The following is a 3,247-nucleotide window of genomic DNA, read 5'->3' as shown; positions in this document are numbered from 1 at the left end:
ATTGTACTTTGAAAACTAGATAAAGTAAGAAGAAATAAAAGATTTTACCAAGCAAAACCGAGTGAGTTCATTTTTGAATTCTTAAAAAAATCGCGCGTCTGCATTTATGCAGACATCACAATTATTAATAACAGATTAAGTTATTAAGGGCGCACGGTGGATGCCTTGGCACTAGAAGCCGAAGAAGGACGTTACTAACGACGATATGCTTTGGGGAGCTGTAAGTAAGCTTTGATCCAGAGATTTCCGAATGGGGAAACCCAGCATGAGTTATGTCATGTTATCCATATATGAATACATAGTATATGAGAAGGCACACCCGGAGAACTGAAACATCTAAGTACCCGGAGGAAGAGAAAGAAAACTCGATTCCCTTAGTAGCGGCGAGCGAAACGGGAAGAGCCCAAACCAGAGAGCTTGCTCTCTGGGGTTGTAGGACACTCAATACGGAGTTACAAAGGAACAGTTTAGACGAATGACTTTGGAAAAGTCAGCCATAGAAGGTAAAGGCCCTGTAGTCGAAAAGTTGTTCTCTCCTGAGTGGATCCTGAGTACGGCGGAACACGTGGAATTCCGTCGGAATCCGGGAGGACCATCTCCCAAGGCTAAATACTCTCTAGTGACCGATAGTGAACCAGTACCGTGAGGGAAAGGTGAAAAGCACCCCGGAAGGGGAGTGAAATAGAACCTGAAACCGTGTGCTTACAAGTAGTCAGAGCCCGTTAATGGGTGATGGCGTGCCTTTTGTAGAATGAACCGGCGAGTTACGATTTGATGCAAGGTTAAGCAGTATATGTGGAGCCGTAGCGAAAGCGAGTCTGAATAGGGCGAATGAGTATCAGGTCGTAGACCCGAAACCAGGTGATCTACCCATGTCCAGGTTGAAGTTCAGGTAACACTGAATGGAGGACCGAACCGACTTACGTTGAAAAGTGAGCGGATGAGGTGTGGGTAGCGGAGAAATTCCAATCGAACCTGGAGATAGCTGGTTCTCTCCGAAATAGCTTTAGGGCTAGCCTCGTGTGATGATTATTGGAGGTAGAGCACTGTTTGGACTAGGGGCCCCCCTCGGGTTACCGAATTCAGACAAACTCCGAATGCCAAATAATTTAACACGGGAGTCAGACTGCGGGTGATAAGGTCCGTAGTCGAGAGGGAAACAGCCCAGACCACCAGCTAAGGTCCCAAAATATATGTTAAGTGGAAAAGGATGTGGCGTTGCCCAGACAACTAGGATGTTGGCTTAGAAGCAGCCATCATTTAAAGAGTGCGTAATAGCTCACTAGTCGAGTGACGCTGCGCCGAAAATGTACCGGGGCTAAACATATTACCGAAGCTGTGGATTGTCCAATGGACAATGGTAGGAGAGCGTTCTAAGCAGCGTCGAAGCATGATCGCAAGGACATGTGGAGCGCTTAGAAGTGAGAATGCCGGTGTGAGTAGCGAAAGACGGGTGAGAATCCCGTCCACCGATTGACTAAGGTTTCCAGAGGAAGGCTCGTCCGCTCTGGGTTAGTCGGGACCTAAGCCGAGGCCGAATGGCGTAGGCGATGGACAACAGGTAGATATTCCTGTACCACCTAAGATTGTTTGAACGATGGGGGGACGCAGTAGGATAGGCGAAGCGTACTGTTGGTTATGTACGTCCAAGCACTGAGACTGAGTATTAGGCAAATCCGGTACTCTTAAGGTCAAGGTGTGATGGGGAGCGAAATTATAGTAGCGAAGTCGTTGATTTCACACTGCCAAGAAAAGCCTCTAGTTAGAAATTAGGTGCCCGTACCGCAAACCGACACAGGTAGTCAAGATGAGAATTCTAAGGTGAGCGAGCGAACTCTCGTTAAGGAACTCGGCAAAATGACCCCGTAACTTCGGGAGAAGGGGTGCTTTTTAGGGTGCAAGCCTTGAAGAGCCGCAGTGAATAGGCCCAAGCGACTGTTTATCAAAAACACAGGTCTCTGCAAAACCGTAAGGTGACGTATAGGGGCTGACGCCTGCCCGGTGCTGGAAGGTTAAAAGGAGTGGTTAGCATCTCGCGAAGCTACGAATTGAAGCCCCAGTAAACGGCGGCCGTAACTATAACGGTCCTAAGGTAGCGAAATTCCTTGTCGGGTAAGTTCCGACCCGCACGAAAGGCGTAACGATTTGGGCACTGTCTCAACGAGAGACTCGGTGAAATCATAGTACCTGTGAAGATGCAGGTTACCCGCGACAGGACGGAAAGACCCCGTGGAGCTTTACTGCAGCCTGATATTGAAATTCGGCACAGCTTGTACAGGATAGGTAGGAGCCTTTGAAGCGTGAGCGTCAGCTTACGTGGAGGCGTTGGTGGGATACTACCCTGGCTGTGTTGACTTTCTAACCCGCACCACTTATCGTGGTGGGAGACAGTGTCAGGCGGGCAGTTTGACTGGGGCGGTCGCCTCCTAAAGAGTAACGGAGGCGCTCAAAGGTTCCCTCAGAATGGTTGGAAATCATTCGCAGAGTGTAAAGGCACAAGGGAGCTTGACTGCGAGACCTACAAGTCGAGCAGGGTCGAAAGACGGACTTAGTGATCCGGTGGTTCCGCATGGAAGGGCCATCGCTCAACGGATAAAAGCTACCCCGGGGATAACAGGCTTATCTCCCCCAAGAGTTCACATCGACGGGGAGGTTTGGCACCTCGATGTCGGCTCATCGCATCCTGGGGCTGTAGTCGGTCCCAAGGGTTGGGCTGTTCGCCCATTAAAGCGGTACGCGAGCTGGGTTCAGAACGTCGTGAGACAGTTCGGTCCCTATCCGTCGTGGGCGTAGGAAATTTGAGAGGAGCTGTCCTTAGTACGAGAGGACCGGGATGGACATACCTCTGGTGTACCAGTTGTCGCGCCAGCGGCATAGCTGGGTAGCTATGTATGGACGGGATAAGTGCTGAAAGCATCTAAGCATGAAGCCCCCCTCAAGATGAGATTTCCCAACTTCGGTTATAAGATCCCTCAAAGATGATGAGGTTAATAGGTTCGAGGTGGAAGTACAGTAATGTATGGAGCTGACGAATACTAATCGATCGAAGACTTAATCAATTTTATAGATTTTTTATTCGGGATTGCCGAGTAATATCTAAATTTTCTTCTTACTTATCTAGTTTTGAAAGTATAATATATTATCTTTCATTTGTCTGGTGACGATGGCAGAGAGGTCACACCTGTTCCCATACCGAACACAGAAGTTAAGCTCTCTAGCGCCGATGGTAGTTGGTCTTACGATCCGC

Annotated in this window: 2 rRNA genes; both read left to right on the top strand. The window is 48.9% G+C overall.

Going from position 1 to position 3,247, the window contains the following annotated elements:
* The first annotated feature begins 133 nt into the window (after window positions 1-133).
* A 23S ribosomal RNA gene (locus BHU61_RS13180) occupies window positions 134-3,059 on the top strand.
* Between the two features lie 94 nt (window positions 3,060-3,153).
* Window positions 3,154-3,247: ribosomal RNA gene (gene rrf / locus BHU61_RS13175) — 5S ribosomal RNA — on the top strand; the annotation flags it as partial.

Origin of the sequence: Macrococcus epidermidis (assembly GCF_003259695.1) — a bacterium.
Classification (GTDB): Bacteria; Bacillota; Bacilli; order Staphylococcales; family Staphylococcaceae; genus Macrococcoides; species Macrococcoides epidermidis.
The sequence above is the reverse complement of the archived record's forward strand: the minus strand, read 5'-3'. Positions and strand labels throughout refer to the sequence as shown.